1 pseudogene is annotated in these 333 nt (G+C 53.2%); it reads left to right on the top strand.

The features are described from left to right. A pseudogene (locus HMPREF3016_RS03250) lies at positions 1–333 on the top strand (hypothetical protein); the annotation flags it as partial.

The following is a 333-nucleotide window of genomic DNA, read 5'->3' as shown; positions in this document are numbered from 1 at the left end:
TAGTCTTTGTGGTGGGGACGTTTTGGCTCTCAGCCGTGTTTGAAGGACGTCGGCGTGAGCGTGAGCAGAAAACCCAGCAGATAGTAGAAGAAGCCTCTGACCCTCGGGCTGTGGTGCGGGTGTTGGCGTCGGTGCGGTTACAAGCGTCGTGGTTCATGAAAATGCTCTTATGGGTACTGCTTATCTTGATTATCTTGATGCAGCTGTCCTTCTTTGACCGTGTCCTCTCTGGTGGATCACCGGAAATACCGGTTATCTGGATCAACTTCACGTTTTTGGTTCTGGGGCTTCCTGCCACTGTGTGGGGTTTGTGGGTGTGCAGGGTCTCGTACC

Origin of the sequence: Rothia sp. HMSC065D02 (genome assembly GCF_001815285.1) — a bacterium.
GTDB classification, from domain to species: domain Bacteria; phylum Actinomycetota; class Actinomycetes; order Actinomycetales; family Micrococcaceae; genus Rothia; species Rothia dentocariosa.
The sequence above is the reverse complement of the archived record's forward strand: the minus strand, read 5'-3'. Positions and strand labels throughout refer to the sequence as shown.